Source organism: Microbacterium sp. H37-C3 (genome assembly GCF_027157935.1).
GTDB lineage: Bacteria > Actinomycetota > Actinomycetes > Actinomycetales > Microbacteriaceae > Microbacterium > Microbacterium plantarum.
The window spans coordinates 185,376-203,178 of record NZ_JAPVLR010000002.1; the positions used below are offsets into that span (position 1 = coordinate 185,376).

A 17,803-nucleotide genomic window follows, 5' to 3' on the forward strand; every position below is an offset into this window, starting at 1 on the left:
AGGAACGAGAACGAACGAATGAGCATGACACCCGAGCAGGCAGCGTGGTTCCGCGACACCTTCGCGCGCCTGGTCGACAACGTCGACGCCGCTCTCCTCGGCAAGCGCGAGGTCGTGGCGCTCGTGCTGTCGGCGATGATCGCCGAGGGGCACGTGCTGCTGGAGGATGCGCCGGGCACGGGCAAGACGAGCCTCGCGAAGGCGATCGCGGCGAGCGTGCAGGGCACCTCGACGCGCATCCAGTTCACGCCCGACCTGCTGCCCTCCGACGTGACCGGTGTCACGATCTACGACCAGGCGAACAAGCGCTTCGAGTTCCACCGCGGTCCGGTCTTCGCCTCGATCGTGCTCGCCGACGAGATCAACCGCGCCTCGCCGAAGACGCAGTCGGCCCTGCTCGAGGTGATGGAGGAGTCGCGGGTCACCGTCGACGGCGTCGCGCACGAGGTGGGCCGTCCGTTCCTCGTCATCGCGACCCAGAACCCGATCGAGCAGGCCGGTACCTACAAGCTGCCCGAGGCTCAGCTCGACCGCTTCATGATCAAGACGTCGATCGGCTACCCGACCCTCGCGGTCTCGGAACGCATCCTCGTCGGCGCCGTCGACCGCAACCCGTCGGCGAACCTCAAGCCCGTGATCACGACGCGCGCCGTCGGCGAGATGGCCGACCTGGCCGCAACCGTCCACATCGATCCGGTCGTCGCGCGCTACGCCGCGCAGATCGTCGAGGCCACGCGCGAAGCGTCGGCGACGCGCCTCGGCGTCTCGGTGCGCGGGGCCATCGCGATGATCCGCATCGCCAAGGTCTACGCCGCCGCGCAGGGTCGCCACTACGTCGTGCCCGACGACATCAAGCTGCTCGCGCTGCCGGTATGGGCCCACCGCCTCGTGCTCGACCCCGAGGCCGAGTTCACCGGCACGACCGCCGAGACGGTCATGAACAACGCCCTCGCCGACGTCGAGGCGCCGCTCGCGCGGGCGGACGCTTGATGGCCACACCCCCTGCCGCCCCGACCCCGACGCGTCGCACGCGCCGGGGCCGAGGTGCTGCCGGCGGTGAGGCGGTCGCCGAGAGCACGGCCGGAACGACGGCCGACACGCGGACCGTCGGTGACACCACGCGCGACGCGGACGCGACCCTCCGGGTGGGGACGACGACACTGTCGGCCGATGCCGCCCCCGTCAACGCGGAGGCACCCTCGCGGCTGGTCGTCTGGCGCGAGCGGCTCGAGTCGTGGTGGGCAGTTGCGCGCCGCGGCATCCGCCTCGTCACCCGCACCATCCGCCCGCTCGGGTGGGTGCTGCTGTTCGCGACCGTGCTGCTGTGGGTCGTCGCACTCAGCTTCGGTTGGCAGGAGATGGTCATCGCAGCCGTCATCCTCACCGCGATCGTCGTCATCAGCGTGCCGTTCCTCTTCGGCGGCACCGCCTACGACGTCGACCTCGACCTGACACGCACCCACGTCGTCGTGGGGGAGCGCGCGATCGGCGGGCTGACCCTCGTCAACGGCACGTCGCGGCCGATCCTGCCCTCGCGGGTCGTCCTGCCGGTCGGCTCCGGGCGCGGCGAGTTCGACGTGCCCCGGCTCGCACCCGGGGCCGCCCACGAAGAGCTGTTCGCGATCCCCACGACCGCCCGCGGAGTGCTGGCGGTCGGACCGGTCAGCGTGCTCCGCGGCGACCCGCTCGGACTCTTCGAGCGCAGCAGCGACCGCCGCCAAGCCGTCGACCTCTACGTGCACCCGCGCACCGTGCCCCTCGAGGGGCTCTCGCTCGGGCGCCTGCGCGACCTTGAAGGGCTCCCCTCGACGCAGCTGGCACCCGACGACGTGTCGTTCCACGCCCTGCGCGAGTACCAGCCCGGCGACGACCTGCGTCATGTGCACTGGAAGTCCACCGCACGCGTCGGCAATCTCATGATGCGCCAGTACGAGGAGACCCGTCGGTCGCACTTCGTGCTCGGGCTCTCCACGTACGCCGGCGACTACGCCGACTCCGACGAGTTCGAGCTCGCGATCTCCGCGGCCGGCTCGATCGGCCTGCGCGCGCTGCGCGACTCCCGCATGCTCGAGGCGCGCACGCAGCGCGGCCCGCTCCGCACGCAGGGGCCGCGTCGGCTGTTGGACAACCTGTCGGCTCTCGAGCACTCGCGCCAGCGTGACGGCGGCGTCGTGGCCCTGGCCGGAACGATCGCGATGAACTCCCACGGCATCGCCATCGTCGTGCTGTTCTGCGGGTCGGGCGCCGACCCGGCCGAGCTCAAGCTCGCGTGCTCGCGACTGCCTCAGGGCGTCCGCGTGCTCGCCGTCGTCGCCGATCGATCGGCCGAGGTCCCGGTGCTGCGCCGCGTCGGCGATGCCGACGTCATCTCGATCAGCGCGCTCGATCAGCTCGCCCCCGCGATGCGGAAGGTGCTGTCGTGATGTCGCCCGCGCGCCGCCGGCTCGTGCTCGACCTCTCCGCCGTCGTGCTGCTCCTCGCCGTGGCGATCGTCGGCTTCGGGCCGACGTTCGACGGCCCGGCCTACCTCCTCGCGGGATTCGGCGCACTGGTCATCGGCGTCGGCATCGCCTGGCTGTGCGCCCGCCGTCGCTGGGGCGTGCTGCCCACGGCGGGCCTGACCGTCGCCGCCTACTTCATCTTCGGGGGTGCCCTCGCGCTGCCGCAGACGGCGCTGTTCGGCGTCATCCCGACGCTCGACACCTGGACGCAGCTCGCCCTCGGCTCCGTGCAGTCGTGGAAGCGCCTGCTCACCACGGTGGCTCCGGTGGCGCCGTACGACGGACACCTGATCGTTCCGTTCCTGCTGACGCTCGTCGCGGCGGTGCTCACCGCCTCGCTCGCCCTTCGTCTGCGCCAGGCGGCGTGGGCCCTGATCCCGGTGACCGCCTTCCTCGTCACGCAGATCCTGCTCGGGATGACCGAGCCCGCGGTGCCCGTGCTGCAGGGCGTCGTCTTCGCCGTCGTGGCGTCGGTGTGGCTCGCGCTGCGACAGGCATGGGATCCCGACAACGCCGCCGTGCGCATCGAGCCGGCCGCGACATCGGATGCCGCGACCCTGCGGCACACGCGGCTGCGCCGCCTGATCTCGGGAACCGCCGTGGTCGCCGTCGCGGTGGGCGCCGGCGTCGCGACCGCCGCCGTGGCGAGCCCGCCGTCGACGCGCTACGTACTGCGCGACATCGTCATCCCGCCCTTCGACGTCAAGCAGTACCCGAGCCCGCTGCAGGGCTTCCGCGGACTCGTCCGGGATGACGCGGAGACGCCGCTCTTCACGGTGCAGGGTCTCCCCGAGGGCGGCCGCATCCGCCTGGCGACGATGGACGCCTACAACGGCATCGTGTTCAACGTCTCGGACGAGGGCGCCGGCTCGTCGAGCTCGTTCACGCCGTTGCGCTCGAACATGTCGCCGGACGCCGAAGGTGTGCCCGGTCGGTTGGAGTTCGAGATCGACGAGCTGCGCGGCGTGTGGCTGCCCGACGCCGGTGCCGTGCGGTCGATCGAGTTCGAGGGCGAACGCGCCGACGAGCTGCGCCGCACCGCCCACTACAACGACGCCACCGGGACGGCGGCCGTCACCGCGGGTCTCGCACCGGGAACGACCTACACCGTCGACACGGTGTTCCCCGTCCGGCCCACGAACGAAGCGCTCGCCGATGTCGCCTTCGCGCCGGTGAAGATGCCGAAGCAGGAGGGCATCCCCGACGGGCTGTCGCAGATCGCCACCGATGCCGTCGGCGACGCGGAGACTCCCATCAAGCAGGTGCAGGCGCTGGCGGACTGGCTCTCGACCGACGGATACTTCAGCCACGGTCTCGAGGACGACCCGTATTCGCCGTCCGGTCACGGCGCGGCCCGCATCACGAGCTTCTTCGGCGGCGACGAGATCATCGGCGACGACGAGCAGTACGCCGTCGCGATGGCACTGCTGTCGGCGCAGCTGGGCATCCCGGCGCGAGTCGTCATGGGGTGGCACCCGGAAGAGGGCGACACCGCCGGCGAGTTCACCGCGACCGGTGACAACGTTCACGCGTGGGTGGAGGTCGCGTTCGAGGGGTACGGGTGGATCCCATTCGACCCGACGCCCGACGAGGACAACGAGCCGAACGAGCAGACCACGACGCCGCGGGCCAACCCGAAGCCGCAGGTGCTGCAGCCGCCGCCCCCGGCTCAGGAGCCGGCCGAGCTGCCGCCCGCGATCGCCAACGACCGCGATCAGGAAGAAGAGGAGGACCCCGGTTTCGACTGGATCGGCGCCATCCTCGCGCCCGTGGGCATCGGCATCGGCGTCCTCGCGATCATCTTCGCTCCCTTCGTCATCATGGGGGCGGTGAAGACCGCTCGACGGACGAAGCGGCGCAACGCCGACAAGCCCGCCGACCGCATCTCGGGCGGCTGGGACGAACTGATAGACCGCGCTGTCGACCTCAACGCGCCCGTCGCCTCGGGTGCGACGCGCACCGAGAGCGCACAGGTCGTCGCCGCGACGATGGAGCAGCCCGACGTGACCGCCCTCGCGACGTCGGCGGATGCCCGCGTCTTCGGACCGGGAGAGCCCACGGCCGAGGACGTCGACGCCTTCTGGCGCGAGGTCGACGCGATCGTCGTCGGCATGAGCGGCCGGGTGTCGGTGTGGCGCCGCCTGCGAGCCCGGCTCAGCCTGCGCTCCTTGCTGCGCGGCCGTGCCCGGCGCGCCCGGGGAGGGGACGCATGAGCGCGACGATCTTCGACACGGAACCGCTCGCGGGCGTCCCCGACATCCGCACCGGCACCCGGGCGCTGCTCCTGTGGGATGACGGCACCCGCACGGCCGTCTACGGGCGGACGGTCTTCGGCCGCGACCCGTCGCGTGCCGCCGGCGCCGATGCGATCGTGCTGCGCGACGAGACGCTGACCCTCTCTCGGACGCATTTCGAACTCGTGCCCCTCGACGCCGGAGGCCTCGCCGTCATCGATCGGGCCTCGACCAATGGAGTCGTCGTGACGCGCGGGCGAGACGGCGTTCCGGTCGTGCCCGGAGCGGAGACCGTGCTCCACAGCGGTGACCGGCTCGATCTCGGTGACCGCTGGCTCGTCGTCGAGGTCATGCGGTGAGCCCCATGTCGGTACGGGTGGGGCACGGGGCGGCGACTCACGCCGGCCTGCGCGGTCGCGCTAACGAGGACTCGTATCTCGCCGCAGCGCCCGTCTTCGTCGTCGCCGACGGCATGGGCGGACACGAGGCCGGAGCGCGTGCGAGTGCCGCGGCCGTCGCAGAGTTCCAGTCCCTGGTGGGGGCCGCCGTGGTGTCGAACGGCGAGGTCCGCGCCGCCATCGAGCGAGCCCGCGCGAACATCGACGCGCTCGCCACCGGCCAGCGTGCGGCGGGCACCACCCTCACCGGTGTCGTGCTCACGCGCGTCGGAGATGCCGGTTACTGGCTGGCATTGAACATCGGCGACTCGCGCACATACCGGTGGGCGCGCGGACGCCTCGAGCAGATCAGCGTCGACCACTCCGTCGTGCAGGAGCTCGTCGACTCGGGCCAGATGGACGCCGAGACCGCCGCGCGCCACGCTCGGCGCAATGAGATCACGCGGGCGCTCGGCGCCGGCAGCGTCGGCCAGGCCGATTTCTGGATGCTGCCGGCGGAGAGCGGCGACCGCATCCTCGTCTGCTCCGATGGCCTGTCGACCGAGCTCGACGACGAGCGGATCGCCCGTATCCTCGACGAGGAGACCGAGCCGCAGGAAGCCGCGCAGCGGCTCGTCCACGAGGCGTTGCTGCACGGAGGTCGCGACAACGTCACGGTCATCGTCGTCGATGCGCTGGGAGACGGCGGTGACGACGCGTACGACACCGTGCCGTCCGGCCAGCCGGATGACGCGGACATAGACACCCGGCCGCGCGCAGCGGCCGCAGGGGGGAGAGCCTGATGGTCGAGGTCCGCTACGTTCCGGCAACGGGCGCGGAGCAGTGGCGCGTCGCACTCGCGCCGGCCGCGGCCGTCGCCCTGCCCGCGAACGTCTCGATCCCGACGGTCGAGGCCGTGTGGCGCCGGTTGGAGGAGCGCGGCATCGGGGCGGTAATCGAGGCCCTGACGGGCGCGTTCGGCACGTCGCTGGCCGCCATTCCCGACTTCATCCTGGCGATCGTCGAGGGCGACGGGCTCCGCGTCGCCGTGCGCGGCCCGGTCGAGCTCGTCGTCGAAACGGAGTCGGGCCCGCTGTCGGTTTCGGGCCAGGGGGTCTCGACGTGGGTCGAGCGCCACATCCCCGGCGTGCAGCGCGCGTCGGCGCTCTTCGCCGACGCGGCGGACGAGGCCGCATCGCTTCCGTTCGTCGAAGGTGTCGTCGCGGCCGATTCGGTTACGGTGGATCTGACGGGCGCGCGACCGGGCGTCCGCCCCGCGAGTCCGTTCGTCGCGGCGCCGACCACACCGGCCGTGCCCGCACCGGAGTCGCCGGCACCGTCCTCCGTCGAGCCCCCCACCGCTGCTGCTCCCGCGTCGCCGGCCCCGGCTGCCCCGGCGGAGGACGAGAGCGAATTCCCGTTCGACGAGTCGCCTGGGGCGCAGACCTTCGTCCCGCTCAGCGACACGGCAGCCGCCGATGAGCACGCGATGATCTGGGGTGAGACGGTCGTGCGTCCGACGCTTTCCGTCGAGCAGCCGGAAGCAGCCGCATCAGCCAGCCCCGCCGACGACGCCACCGTCGTGTCGTCGCCGCTCGCCCCCGCTGGTGATCACGACGGCGAGACCATCGCGGTCGCCGACATCCGCAGTGCGCGGCGGACCGAGCCCGCGGTCTACGAGTCGACGGAGATCGTCCCCGCACGCCGTCTCACGCGGGGACGCATCCGCGTGTCGGACGGGCAGGTCGTCGAACTCGACAACACGGTGATCATCGGTCGGCGTCCGCGCTCTCCGCGCTCGACGGGCGACATGCTGCCCACGCTCGTCGCCGTCGAGAGTCCTGAGCAGGACATCTCGCGCAACCACGTCGAGATCCGCGCGGAGGGCGAGCACGTCCTCGTCGTCGACCTCGACACGACGAACGGATCGGTGCTGCTTCGCGGCGGCAACGACCCGGTGCGGCTGCATCCGAGCGAGCCGACGATGGTCGTCTCGGGCGACGTGCTCGACATCGGCGACGGTGTGACGATCGCCTTCGAGGATCTCCCGTGAGCGCGAAGCGACCCCCGGCGCCGCCGCCCCAGCTGCCGGGCTTCACCTACCTCGAGCTTCTGGGCTCGGGCGGCTTCGCCGACGTCTACCTCTACGAGCAGCACCTGCCCCGGCGCAAGGTCGCGGTCAAGGTGCTGCTTCCCGAGCGGATGGCCGGTGGCTCGGTGGAGCAGTTCACCGCCGAGGCGAACGTCATGGCGATGCTGTCGACGCATCCGGCGATCGTCACGATCTATCAGGCCGGCCTGTCGGATGACCAGCGTCCGTACCTGGTCATGGAGAACTGTCCGCGGCCGAACCTGCAGGTGCGGTATCGCGCCGCTGCGTTCTCGGTCGCCGAGGCCCTCCGCGTCGGCATTCAAGTCGCCGCCGCCGTCGAGACCGCGCATCGCGCCGGCATCCTGCACCGCGACATCAAGCCCGCCAACATCCTGGTGACGGAGTACAACCGCCCGGCGCTAACCGACTTCGGCATCGCGACGACGACGGAGGGGGCCGACGAGACCGCCGGGATGTCCATTCCGTGGTCGCCGCCCGAGGCGTTCGGCGACGGTCCCGATTCGGGCGTGCGGTCGGACGTCTATGCGCTCGGCGCCACCATCTATACGCTTCTGGCCGGTCGTTCGCCGTTCGAGCAGCCCGGTGGCCGCAACGGCGCCGCAGACCTGATCCAGCGCATCGAGACCGCGCCGCTCGCGCCACTCGACCGTGCCGACGTTCCGCCCTCGCTGCAGCAGGCACTGGCACGCGCGATGGCGAAGAGCCCGGCAGCTCGCTTCGACAGCGCCGTGTCGTTCGCCCGCGCGTTGCAGCGCGTTCAGATCGAGCTGGCCCATTCGGTCACGCCGATCGACATCCTCGATGATTCGCCCGACGCGGAGGAGGAAGAGGATGCCGACGGCGAGCTGACTCGCGTTCGCGGGATCGTGAGCATCGAGCCGACCACCGCGCCTCCCGCGGGGTCGACCCGTCGCAAGAGCGGCGCGGAGGCGTCGTCGCCGTTCGCCCCGTCCGCATCGGGCTCGCCGTTCGCGCCGTCGGCGCCCGACGAGACGATGCTCCGACCGTCGGCGCGTGCCGGGCAGGACTCGACGGTCCGCCGACCGCGCACGGTCGAGCCGGTCGCCGACCAGACAGTGCAGCGCGCAGCCGCGGCGCACGGTACCGCCGCGAGCTCGCCGAACCCGGATGCTGCACACGCCGAGACCGATAGGCATTCGGCCGCGGGTCCGGCCGAGAGCACCTCGTCCGGACGTTCGCGTTCCGGGCTGTGGATCGCCCTCGGCGGCGTCGCGGCAGCGCTCGTGGTCGCCGTCGTCGTGGTGGCGAGCATGCTTCAGCCGACCGCGCCTGCGGAACCTCAAGCCAGCGAGTCTCCCTCCAGCGCCCCTCAGGATCCGCTCGCCGGTTTCGTGCCGCGCGTCGGCGATCTCGCGGGCACGGCGGCCGGTGCCGACGTGACGTTCACCTGGACGAATCCGAATCCGGCCGAGGGCGATTCGTATCTCTGGTACCCCGTCACGCTCGACGGCGCCGCCGCGCCCCAGCGTGTGGAGGACGAGACCGTCACCGTTCCCGCCGACCCGTCGGGCCGGACCTGCATCGAAGTCCAGCTCGTGCGCGCGAACGGCGGGGCGGGGGATGCCGTGCGGGGCTGCACGCCCTAACGTCGGTCGTCAGCCGCGGCCAGGCTTGTCCTGATCGCGCTTGTTCTCGCGCTCCTCGGCCTTCTTCTGCTCGTCGGCGGCCTTCTCAGCTTCTCGCTCTGCCTTCTTCGCCGCCTCTTCGGCGGCCTTCCGGTCGGCCTCGGAGGCCGGTCCGTCCTGCTCCGTCGTGTTCTCGGCGGGCGCGGCCGGCTGTTCTTCCGACTCGTCGGTCTGCTCGTCCACGACGGTGACCGGCTCGGTCGTCTCGGTGATCGTCGGCTCGGGAACGGCGGACTGCTCGGTATCGGCGGGCGTGCTCGGAACGGTCTCGCCGGTGGAACCGGCGAGCCACATGCCGCCGAGCGCGGTGGCCGCGAGAGTCGCGGCGGCCACGCCCCCGATGAGTCCTATCCGCCCCCGCGAGGGCCGCCGGCGCTCGCGGGCCGGCGCTCGCGCGGTTCCCGCGGCAGCCGCGGGGAGGATACGCGTCGCGGTGCCGGTTGCGGCAACGGGCGTCGCCGCCGCGACCGATGCGGGAACGGGAGGCGGGGCCGGCGCTGCGGGGCGTTCCGCGAGCTCCTTCGCGGCCGAGAACACCTCGGCCGCGCTCGGCCGGTCTTCCGGACGCATCTCGGTCATACCCCGGAGCAGCGCGGCCCAGGCGGGGTCGAGCGTGTCGGGGATCTCGGGCGCGATCGTGAGTCGTGCAAGCGCCTCGCCGAATCCTTCCGCGCGGGGGAAGCCCCGCTGCCCGGTGAGAGCCTCGAGCACGACCAGGCCGAGCGCGTAGATGTCGGCGGGCGGAGCAGGCGGCGCGCCGGTGAGCTGCTCCGGGGAAAGGTAGGCAGCCGTTCCGATGACGGTTCCGGGCTGAGTGAGCCGAGCGGCATCCACGAGGACGGAGATCCCGAAGTCGGCCAGCTTCGCACCCGACCAGCTGCCGAGCATCGGCGACTGCGACAGAAGGACGTTCGAGGGCTTGATGTCGCGGTGCACGATCCCTGCGTCGTGGACGACGTGCAGCGCCTCGGCGAGGTCGGCGGTCAGAGCAGCGACGTCACCCGCGGGGAGGGGGCCGCCGGCGATACGGGCGGCGAGCGTCGGACCGTCCACGAACTCCATGACCAGGTACTCGGCGCGACCCGGTGCGAGTTGCGCGTCGTAGAGGGTCACCAGTGCGGGGTGGTTGAGCGAGGCGAGCACGGTCATCTCGCTTCGGGCGCGGGAGGATGTCGTCGCCCCTTCCAGCTCGGGACGCAGCAGCTTGATGGCGACGGTGCGGCCGAGCAGCACATCCTCGGCGCGGTGGACGCGGGCCATGCCGCCCTGGCCGACGCATTCGCCCAGCAGGTAGCGACCGTCGAGCATCGCCTCTGTGGGCGGCGGTTCGTTCGTGGCCATGGCGTCCTCCGGCGACCGTGCCCCGGGACGGCTCGGCCAGGCTCCACGGTAGAGATCGCCCGGCCGGGTGCCAGGGTCTTGACACCGGGCGGCGGGGCGGGGCGGATGCCGCGGATCAGGCCTGGCGCGAGCCGAGCACCTTCACGATCACGGAACGTCGGCGCAACTCGGCGATCGTTCGGGTCTCTTCGTCGGCGTCGCGGCCGAGCGCGTGCACGTCCGAGACAACGACGACATCGCCCGCCGTCAGATGACCGAACAGTCGCGACAGGCGCTCCTGCCAGCTTTCTCCGGTCTCGGGGGCGGGATGCCGGAAGCCCTCGATCGGAACTCCGAACTGGGCCAGGGCGTCGCGCTGCGTCACAATGCTCGGCATGTCGTCGCGCGAGACGACCAGACCGACGAGGCGAGCGCCGGCAGGGCGGGCAGCCCACCACTCCGGGCTCGGCTGCAGGGCCGCGAAGCTGTCGGGCAGCTCGTCGACGGGGGAGTCGGGCAGCGCGATCGTACGCGTCTCGGCGTAGTCCGCCGCCGGGCGCGTGGTCCGGTCGTCGTCGGTCGGGGTGCTCACCCTCTCATTGTCGCCGACGCGAGAACGGTTTTCACCACGAGTTCGCGTCAGAGGTCGTTCTGGCGCATCTCGAGGCTCACCTGCTGCGAGTCGAGCCGGCGTTGCGACTCGCGCAGCACCTCGGACGAGAACGCGCCCTCGCTCGACAGCTCGAGCAGTCGCGCGCGCATCGCACCGATGAGCAGCAGCTGCAGCTCGCGGGCGAGGGCGCCGGCGTCCTCGTCTGCGGCGTGCTCCAGCCGGCGGCGCGCGATCGTCAGCGTCCGGGCGTCCCACTTGCCGCCTTCTTCGACGGCGAGTGTCGGGTCGGCCAGCCGGTCGATCGCCGCGATGCGCAGCTCGGCGTCGAGCGCTTCCTCCTCCTCGCGCAGCAGCGAGCTGTCGGCGGTGCTGCTCGGGATGCGCAGCGCCCGCACCAGCGCCGGCAGGGTGAGGCCCTGGAGGAGCAAGCTGATGACGGCGACCAGGAACGCGGTGAGGATGAGGAGCTCGCGCTCCGGGGTCTCACGGGGAAGGGTCTGCGCCGCGGCGAGGGTGACGACCCCTCGCATCCCGGCCCACACGATGATCGTGCCGTGCTTCCAGCCCAGCGGCGACGCCTCGTAGTAGTCGAGGTCGTGGAACGCCCGGGTCACCCGGGTGCGCATGCTCTCCAGACGCCGGCGCGTGGCCCCGGGATTGCGGCCGCGCCCGGCGAAATCAGGCGGCAGGCTGTCGAGGCGCTCCGAGATCTGCTCGAGGCGGTCGCGCTGGCGCAGGCGTGCACGACGCCCCTGGAAGAAGATGAGCCCCGCGACGTAGACGGCGCGGATGGCGAGCAGGATCGCGAGCGAGCCGAGGGCGAGCAGGATCGCCTTTCCGGGACCGCTCTGCTGCCGGAAGTTGTCGTCGAGGATGCCGCGCAGCTCCAGCCCCATCACGAGGAAAACCCCGCCCTCGAGCACGAGCTCGACCGTGCGCCAGTTGATCTCGTCGGAGACTCGCTGCTCGGCGGTGAAGCGTCGTGCGGCACCTTGACCCGTGGTGATGCCCGCCGCGACGGCGGCGACGAGCCCAGAGCCGCCGAGGTGCTCGGTCGGCAGGTACGCCACGAACGGGACGATGAATCCGAGGGCGGTGGCGGCGACCGTGTTCATGCGCGCCCGGACGCGCAGGTTCAGTCCGCCGACGACGACCCCCACGATCACGGCGGCGACGATTCCCCAGACGAAGGTTCCGACCGTGTCGGCGAATGCGAACCCGCCGGCGACCGCCGCGATCGCGCTGCGCAGCAGAACGAGGGCGGTGGCGTCGTTGATGAGGCTCTCACCCTCGAGGATCGTCACGACCCGCGGGGATATGCCGAGCCGCTTGACGATCGAGGTCGCGACGGCGTCGCTCGGGCTCAGCACCGCCCCGAGCGCCACCGCCAGCGGAAACCCGAGCTGGGGCAGAACGAGGGTGAGGAAGCCGCCGATCGCGAGCGCGCTGATGACGACGAGCGCGACGGCGAGCCCCGAGATCGACGGCAGATCGCGCCGGAACTCGACCGCGGGCAGACGCACTGCCGCCGCGTAGAGCAGGGGAGGCAGCACGCCGACGAGGATCAGCTCGGGGTCGACCTCGAAGTCGTCGAGGATCGGCAGCCACGACGCGGCCAGTCCGACCGCGACGAGGATCAGCGGCCCCGCGACACCGAGACGTTTCGACAGCGAGGTCGAGACGGCGATCGCGACGACACCGAGGATGAGTCCGGGCAGCAGTTCCACGCGTCCGGGTGCCCGTCAGAGGATGCCGAGGGCCCGGACGGCGTCGCGCTCGTCGATGAGCTCGGCGACCGAGGCGTCGAGCCGCGTTCGGCCGCGTTCGTCGAGTTCGAGCCCGGTTACGACGCGATAACCCGAGCCGTCGCTCGTGACGGGGAAGGAGCACACCAGACCCTCGGGCACGCCGTACTCGCCGCGCGAGACGACGGCGGCCGAGGTGCGCCGACCGTCGGTGCCGAGCACGTCGTCTCGCACGTGCCGCAGTGCCGCGTTGGCGGCCGATGCGGCAGATGACGCCCCGCGCACCGCGATGATCTCGGCGCCGCGCTTGGCGACGCGGGGCACGAACTCGTCGTCGAGCCAGGCCCGTGCGGCATCCGTTCCGCCCAGCCGGTCGGCGAGGGCGTCGGCCACGGGGCGCCCGGCGACGGTCGCGGAGGCGATGTCGGGGAACTGCGTCGCGGAGTGGTTGCCCCAGATCACCACGCCCTCGATGTCGTTGACGGGCACCTCGAGCCGCGCGGCGAGCTGAGCGACGGCGCGCTCGTGATCGAGGCGGGTCATGGCGCTGAAGCGCTCGGCGGGTACGCCTTCGGCCGCCGACGCCGCGATCAGCGCGTTCGTGTTGGCGGGATTGCCCACGACCAGCACGCGGACGTCGGATGCCGCGGATGCCGCGATGGCCGCGCCCTGCGGGCCGAAGATGCCCGCGTTGGCGGCGAGCAGGTCGCCGCGCTCCATGCCGGCCGATCGGGGCCGGGCACCCACGAGCATCGCGATGTTGGCACCCGCGAACCCCGTGCGCGCGTCATCCGTGACCTCGACCGAGCGCAGCAGCGGGAACGCGCAGTCCTGCAGCTCGAGCGCCGTTCCCTCCGCGGCTCGGACCCCGTCGGGGATCTCGAGGAGGCGGAGATTCACGGGCCGGTCGGGGCCGAGCATCTCGCCGGAGGCGATGCGGAACAGCAGGGCGTAGCCGATCTGGCCGGCCGCGCCGGTGACGGTGACGGTGGTGGCGTCCATGTGCCGAGCCTATTCCTGCCGCTGCGGCCGCACGGGGTGCCGGACCGGAGAATCGACCTCGCGGTCAGGCCTTCCGCTTCGCCTGGTGCCGGGCCACACGGTTGCGGTTGCCGCACCCGGCGGCGGTGCACCAGATCCGATTGCGTCGAGGCGAGCGGTCGAGGTAGACCCACCCGCAGGCATCGTCGGCGCACTGCCGTGCGGTGGTGAGATCGGATGTCAGCAGGTCGTGGGCGCTCATGGCCACCGCCGCGCGCGGTCCGGAGAGATCGGCGGGCGGCACCCACACCCACGCCGAGGCGCGCTCGTCGAAGCTCAGCGACGACCGGGCGAGGGCGTCGACGTGCTCGCGGGCGATGAGATCGGCTGCTGCCGAGGAATGCTGGAACACCGCTTCGTAGACCGCCTCGCGCAGCGCGACGACCGCGCGGTGCTCCCGGGCCGCCACGCCCGATTCGGCCCCGGGCAGCGCGCTTTTCGCGGCGTCCGTCGCGGCGCCGACATCCATCTGGTGGCACCACGACACGACGTCGTCGAAGTCGCGGAGGGTGTCGATCGCGCGTTGGGGGTCGAGCCGCCAGTGCACTGTGTCGACCAGATCGAGAGCGGGGTGCCCCGCGACCCGGGGGAACGCCGCTGCGTCGGACTGCGCCACGAATGAATGCTAACGCTCGTCGTCCGCTTGTGCCATTAGTTCAGGGCTGAGAGTGTGTAACGCATGAAAGTCAGAGCACCCATTAGACACTCCGCGGACGGTCTCGGCGCGGACTTCCGCCGTCTCTGGGTCGCGCAGGGGGCCTCCTCTGTCGGAGCGCAGGTCGGCGACCTCGCTCTCCCGCTGCTCGCCGTCGTGGTGCTCGGGGCGAGCGCCGGCGAGGTGGGGCTGCTGGGCGCGGCGAAATGGATGCCGTTCCTGCTCCTCGCGCTGCCGCTCGGCGTGCTCGTCGATCGGTCCCGTCGCCGCCGCATCCTGATCGTCGCGGACCTCGCCCGAGCTTTCCTGACGGTCGTGGTCGTCGGCCTCGCCGTCGCCGGGGTGCTGACGTTGCCCGCTCTCGTCGGGCTCGTCCTGCTCTTGGGCGCCTTCACCGTGGCGTTCGACGTGAGCTACCAGTCCTATCTGCCCACCGTCGCGGGCCGGTCTCACCTCGAGCGCGCGAACGGTCGCCTGCAGGCGACGGCCGCCGTAGCTCAGATCGGCGGCCCCGGGATGGCGGGGCTGCTCGTCCAGACGCTGACCGCCGCCTGGGCCCTCATCGCTCCCGCGGCCACGTACCTCGTCTCGGCACTCGCCCTGACGAGCATCTCCACCCGGGAACACCGCCCCGTCCCCAGCGGCCGCGGTGCGCTGCCGGAGCTGCGCGAGGGCTTGCGTTTCGTGCGGCGAGATCGCTTCCTGATCGCCCTCGTCGGATTCGCCGCCATCTACAACCTGTTCGCCCAGGCGATCACGGTGCTGTTCACGGTGCACGCCGTTCGCGAGCTCGGGCTGGATGCGGGGCAGCTCGGGTTGATCTTCGGGCTCGGTGCCGTCGGTGCCGTGGCGGCCGCGGCGAGTGCCCCGGCAGCGGTGCGCCGCTTCGGGGCGGGGTCGGTCTTGATCGCGTGCGCAGTCGCGGAGAGCATCGCGCTGTCGATACTGCCGCTCGTGCCCGCATCCTGGTCGCCCGCGGTACTGGTGGCGGTGCTGGCCGCGGCGTTCGCGCTGAACGGAGCCGGCACGTCGCTGTCGAGCGTCGTCGCCGTGACGTTGCGTCAGCTGCGGACGCCGAACGAGGTCCTCGGGCGCGTGAACGCGACGATGCGCTGGGTCTCGTACGGGGTGGTCGCGATCGGCGCGGCGATCGGCGGCGGGCTCGGCGAGCTGGTGGGCACCCGCGCCGGGATGGCCATCGCGGGTGCGGGCGTCATGCTGACGGTCGTCTGGGTCGTGCTGTCGCCGCTGCGGTCGATCCGCGATCCCCGCGAGCTGGTCGACGCGAGCGGCGTCTCGGACGAAGGACCTGAGGCGGCGCATCCCGGCTCGTCTCCGTGCGGCGACGCGGTGGGCGACGCGCCGGAGGTACGGTAAAGCGCATGAACGAACGCGACCGCGGAGCCGCACGGTGAGCGTGTCGGCCGCCCTGGCCGGCATCCTGTATCCCGAGATCGAACCCTACGAGACGGGCTTCCTGCTCGCCGGCGACGGTCAGCGCGTCTACTGGGAGCAGTCGGGCAACCCCGAGGGCAAGCCGGTCGTGTTCTTGCACGGCGGCCCCGGCGGCGGAACCTCGCCGTGGCACCGCCGCTTCTTCGACCCCGAGGCGTATCGCATCATCCTGTTCGACCAGCGCGGCTGCGGGAAGTCGACGCCGCATGCGAGTGATCCGGCTGCCGACCTGCGCTACAACACCACGTGGCACCTCGTCGCCGACATCGAGCTGTTGCGACGCAATCTCGGCATCGATCGGTGGCAGGTCTTCGGCGGCTCGTGGGGCTCGACGCTCGCGCTCGCCTACGCGCAGTCGCACCCGGATGCCGTCTCGGAGCTGGTGCTGCGCGGGATCTTCACGCTGCGGCGCCACGAGCTCGAGTGGTTCTACGAGGGCGGTGCGGCTGCGCTGTTCCCCGACCTGTGGGAGGACTACCTCGCCCCGGTGCCCGTCATCGAGCGGAGCCGGCTGATCGAGGCGTACCACCGGCTGCTCACCGACCCCGATCCGGCGGTGCACGTCCCCGCGGCGCAGGCCTGGACCCGCTGGGAGGCCTCGACCGTGACCCTTCGTCCCGACCCGGAGCTGGTGACCGCGATGACCGCGGCCGAATCGGCGACGGCGTTCGCGCGCATCGAGAACCACTACTTCCTCAACGGCGGGTGGCTGCGCGAGGGGCAGTTGATCGAGGATGCCGCGTCGGGCCGCCTCCGCGGCATCCCGGGTGTCATCGTGCAGGGCCGCTACGACGCGTGCACGCCGCCCATGACTGCGTGGGATCTGCACCGGGCCTGGCCGGAGGCCGAGTTCGTCATGGTCGACGACGCCGGCCACTCGGCGGGTGAGCCCGGCATCGCCGCGGCCCTCGTCGCCGCAACCGACCGCTTCGCTCGCTGACCCGCGCCGCGGGCTGCCGGGCCTTCGCCGAGAACGCACCATCGCCGCGAGAACGCACCGAGGAGGGTGCGTTATCGCGGCGAGAGTGCGTTCTCGGCGGTTCGCGCTCCGGGCCAATGCACCGACACGTCGAGGCGTCGGCGGGTGGGGGCGGACGGCGGGGCGACGAGCATCGGGAGGAGCGCGGCCATCGCCTCGCGGCCCAGCTCGTCGCCGTCGACGTCGATCGCGGGCACGTCGTCGGCTCCGATGGCCTCGGCCACCAGGCGTTCCGCGCTGACGACGATCTCGCCCGGCGAGGCGACGCCCCGAGCGCGCAGGGCGAAGACGAGTCCGAGCCCGATGGATGTCGCATAGGGCACAGCCGCCGTCGCGCCCGAGTCGATGACCGCGTCGGCGGTCGCGACGCCGGCCGCGAAGGTCGCCGGGAACGGGCCGAGCGCGGTCAGGTCGACGCGCTCGCCGACGGCGGCCGCGATCGCGGCCGAGCGTTGCCGGTCTTGCCACGATCCCTCCGGCCCGCCGAGGTACACGATCCCGCGGTGACCGGCGTCGGCCAGACGCGTGGCGAGCTCGGCGAACGCGCTCGCGGTGTCGGCGACGATCGAGGTCATGCCGTCGATCTCGCGGTCGACGAGGACGGTCGGCCCGAAGGCGCCGGCGGCACGGACGATCTCGTCGGGGCCACGCGGGGCGACGAGGATGCAGCCGTCGACCTGCCGGGCGAGGCGCTCGAGCTCATCGAGCCCGTCGGCGTCGTCGAGCCGGTGCACCGCGACCGTGAGCTGCAGGTCGGACGCGCGGGCGCGCTCCTGGGCTCCCGCGATGATCGGGGTGAAGAACGCGTTGTCGAGGGTGGGCACGACGAGCGCGACGATGCCGCTGCGTCCCCGGGCGAGGTGGCTCGCGGCGCGGTTGGGGATGAAGCCCAGCGTCTCGGCCGCGGCGCGCACGCGCGCGACGGTCTCGGGGGCCACGAGGTCGGGGCGGCTGAGCGCCCGGGATGCCGTCGACTTCGACACACCCGCGTGTGCGGCGACATCGGCGAGTGTCGTCACCGTGCCCCCTTCATCCGACCGCCGCATGCCGCGACGGTCCGCTCATCCTACTGAGCGAGAGCAACCGGTTGCGTCGCCGATGAACACCGGTTTTACACGGTGTTA

General features: G+C 72.0%; 15 protein-coding genes. 9 read left to right on the forward strand and 6 right to left on the reverse strand.

From position 1 onward, the window contains the following. The first annotated feature begins 18 nt into the window (after positions 1-18). From O1W71_RS05895 to O1W71_RS05925, 7 genes are read left to right on the forward strand one after another with little or no spacing between them, the layout of a single operon-like run. Positions 19-990 carry an AAA family ATPase gene (locus O1W71_RS05895; protein WP_269266949.1) on the forward strand — a complete coding sequence of 324 codons (972 nt, stop codon included), beginning with the start codon at positions 19-21 and terminating at the stop codon, positions 988-990. Beyond that, complete coding sequence (locus tag O1W71_RS05900) at positions 990-2,423, forward strand: DUF58 domain-containing protein (protein ID WP_269266950.1); 1,434 nt, start codon at positions 990-992, stop codon at positions 2,421-2,423. Before O1W71_RS05895 ends, O1W71_RS05900 begins: the two co-directional genes overlap by 1 nt. Further along, positions 2,423-4,714 carry a transglutaminase-like domain-containing protein gene (locus tag O1W71_RS05905; protein ID WP_269267518.1) on the forward strand — a complete coding sequence of 764 codons (2,292 nt, stop codon included), beginning with the start codon at positions 2,423-2,425 and terminating at the stop codon, positions 4,712-4,714. The genes O1W71_RS05900 and O1W71_RS05905 overlap by 1 nt, the downstream gene beginning before the upstream one ends. Beyond that, on the forward strand, positions 4,711-5,094 hold the full coding sequence (locus tag O1W71_RS05910; protein WP_269266951.1) for an FHA domain-containing protein: 384 nt from the start codon (positions 4,711-4,713) through the stop codon (positions 5,092-5,094). The genes O1W71_RS05905 and O1W71_RS05910 overlap by 4 nt, the downstream gene beginning before the upstream one ends. A gap of 5 nt (positions 5,095-5,099) precedes the next feature. Next, the gene (locus tag O1W71_RS05915) at positions 5,100-5,915 is read left to right on the forward strand and encodes a PP2C family protein-serine/threonine phosphatase (RefSeq protein ID WP_269266952.1); all 816 of its coding nucleotides are present in this window, start codon (positions 5,100-5,102) and stop codon (positions 5,913-5,915) included. Next, positions 5,915-7,165 carry an FHA domain-containing protein gene (locus O1W71_RS05920; RefSeq protein ID WP_269266953.1) on the forward strand — a complete coding sequence of 417 codons (1,251 nt, stop codon included), beginning with the start codon at positions 5,915-5,917 and terminating at the stop codon, positions 7,163-7,165. Before O1W71_RS05915 ends, O1W71_RS05920 begins: the two co-directional genes overlap by 1 nt. After that, entirely contained in the window at positions 7,162-8,832 is a 1,671-nt protein-coding gene (locus O1W71_RS05925) for a serine/threonine-protein kinase (RefSeq protein ID WP_269266954.1), read from the forward strand. Before O1W71_RS05920 ends, O1W71_RS05925 begins: the two co-directional genes overlap by 4 nt. 9 nt (positions 8,833-8,841) lie before the next feature. On the opposite strand, the gene O1W71_RS05930 is transcribed toward O1W71_RS05925, so the two are convergent. The 5 genes from O1W71_RS05930 to O1W71_RS05950 form a co-directional block, all read right to left on the reverse strand. Beyond that, a complete protein-coding gene (locus O1W71_RS05930) occupies positions 8,842-10,212 on the reverse strand; it encodes a serine/threonine-protein kinase (protein WP_269266956.1) in 1,371 nt (456 codons plus the stop codon). Between the two features lie 115 nt (positions 10,213-10,327). Then, positions 10,328-10,783, reverse strand: coding sequence for a recombinase family protein (locus O1W71_RS05935; protein ID WP_269266957.1), 456 nt, complete (start codon positions 10,781-10,783; stop codon positions 10,328-10,330). Positions 10,784-10,830: 47 nt separating this feature from the next. After that, the gene (locus O1W71_RS05940) at positions 10,831-12,531 is read right to left on the reverse strand and encodes a cation:proton antiporter (RefSeq protein ID WP_269266958.1); all 1,701 of its coding nucleotides are present in this window, start codon (positions 12,529-12,531) and stop codon (positions 10,831-10,833) included. 15 nt (positions 12,532-12,546) lie between these two features. Next, entirely contained in the window at positions 12,547-13,551 is a 1,005-nt protein-coding gene (locus O1W71_RS05945) for a malate dehydrogenase (RefSeq protein ID WP_269266959.1), read from the reverse strand. Between the two features lie 64 nt (positions 13,552-13,615). Further along, the gene (locus O1W71_RS05950) at positions 13,616-14,206 is read right to left on the reverse strand and encodes a CGNR zinc finger domain-containing protein (RefSeq protein WP_269266960.1); all 591 of its coding nucleotides are present in this window, start codon (positions 14,204-14,206) and stop codon (positions 13,616-13,618) included. A 63-nt stretch (positions 14,207-14,269) separates the two neighbouring features. Between O1W71_RS05950 and O1W71_RS05955 the strand changes: the two genes are divergently transcribed. Further along, positions 14,270-15,622, forward strand: a complete 1,353-nt coding sequence (locus tag O1W71_RS05955; RefSeq protein ID WP_269266962.1) for an MFS transporter — start codon at positions 14,270-14,272, stop codon at positions 15,620-15,622. Positions 15,623-15,662: 40 nt separating this feature from the next. Next, the gene (gene pip / locus O1W71_RS05960) at positions 15,663-16,640 is read left to right on the forward strand and encodes a prolyl aminopeptidase (protein ID WP_269267519.1); all 978 of its coding nucleotides are present in this window, start codon (positions 15,663-15,665) and stop codon (positions 16,638-16,640) included. Positions 16,641-16,711: 71 nt separating this feature from the next. Here pip and O1W71_RS05965 read toward each other — a convergent pair whose 3' ends face one another. Next, complete coding sequence (locus tag O1W71_RS05965; RefSeq protein ID WP_269266963.1) at positions 16,712-17,698, reverse strand: LacI family DNA-binding transcriptional regulator; 987 nt, start codon at positions 17,696-17,698, stop codon at positions 16,712-16,714. Between the last annotated feature and the right edge of the window lie 105 nt (positions 17,699-17,803).

What these genes read in the sequence shown, in the direction of transcription:
- O1W71_RS05900 (WP_269266950.1), top strand. Translation starts at nt 990, where the DNA reads ATGGCCACACCCCCTGCCGCCCCGACCCCGACGCGTCGCACGCGCCGG.
- O1W71_RS05920 (WP_269266953.1), top strand. Translation starts at nt 5,915, where the DNA reads ATGGTCGAGGTCCGCTACGTTCCGGCAACGGGCGCGGAGCAGTGGCGC.
- O1W71_RS05945 (WP_269266959.1), bottom strand. Translation starts at nt 13,551, where the DNA reads ATGGACGCCACCACCGTCACCGTCACCGGCGCGGCCGGCCAGATCGGC.
- O1W71_RS05905 (WP_269267518.1), top strand. Translation starts at nt 2,423, where the DNA reads ATGTCGCCCGCGCGCCGCCGGCTCGTGCTCGACCTCTCCGCCGTCGTG.
- O1W71_RS05955 (WP_269266962.1), top strand. Translation starts at nt 14,270, where the DNA reads ATGAAAGTCAGAGCACCCATTAGACACTCCGCGGACGGTCTCGGCGCG.
- O1W71_RS05910 (WP_269266951.1), top strand. Translation starts at nt 4,711, where the DNA reads ATGAGCGCGACGATCTTCGACACGGAACCGCTCGCGGGCGTCCCCGAC.
- O1W71_RS05895 (WP_269266949.1), top strand. Translation starts at nt 19, where the DNA reads ATGAGCATGACACCCGAGCAGGCAGCGTGGTTCCGCGACACCTTCGCG.
- O1W71_RS05915 (WP_269266952.1), top strand. Translation starts at nt 5,100, where the DNA reads ATGTCGGTACGGGTGGGGCACGGGGCGGCGACTCACGCCGGCCTGCGC.
- O1W71_RS05930 (WP_269266956.1), bottom strand. Translation starts at nt 10,212, where the DNA reads ATGGCCACGAACGAACCGCCGCCCACAGAGGCGATGCTCGACGGTCGC.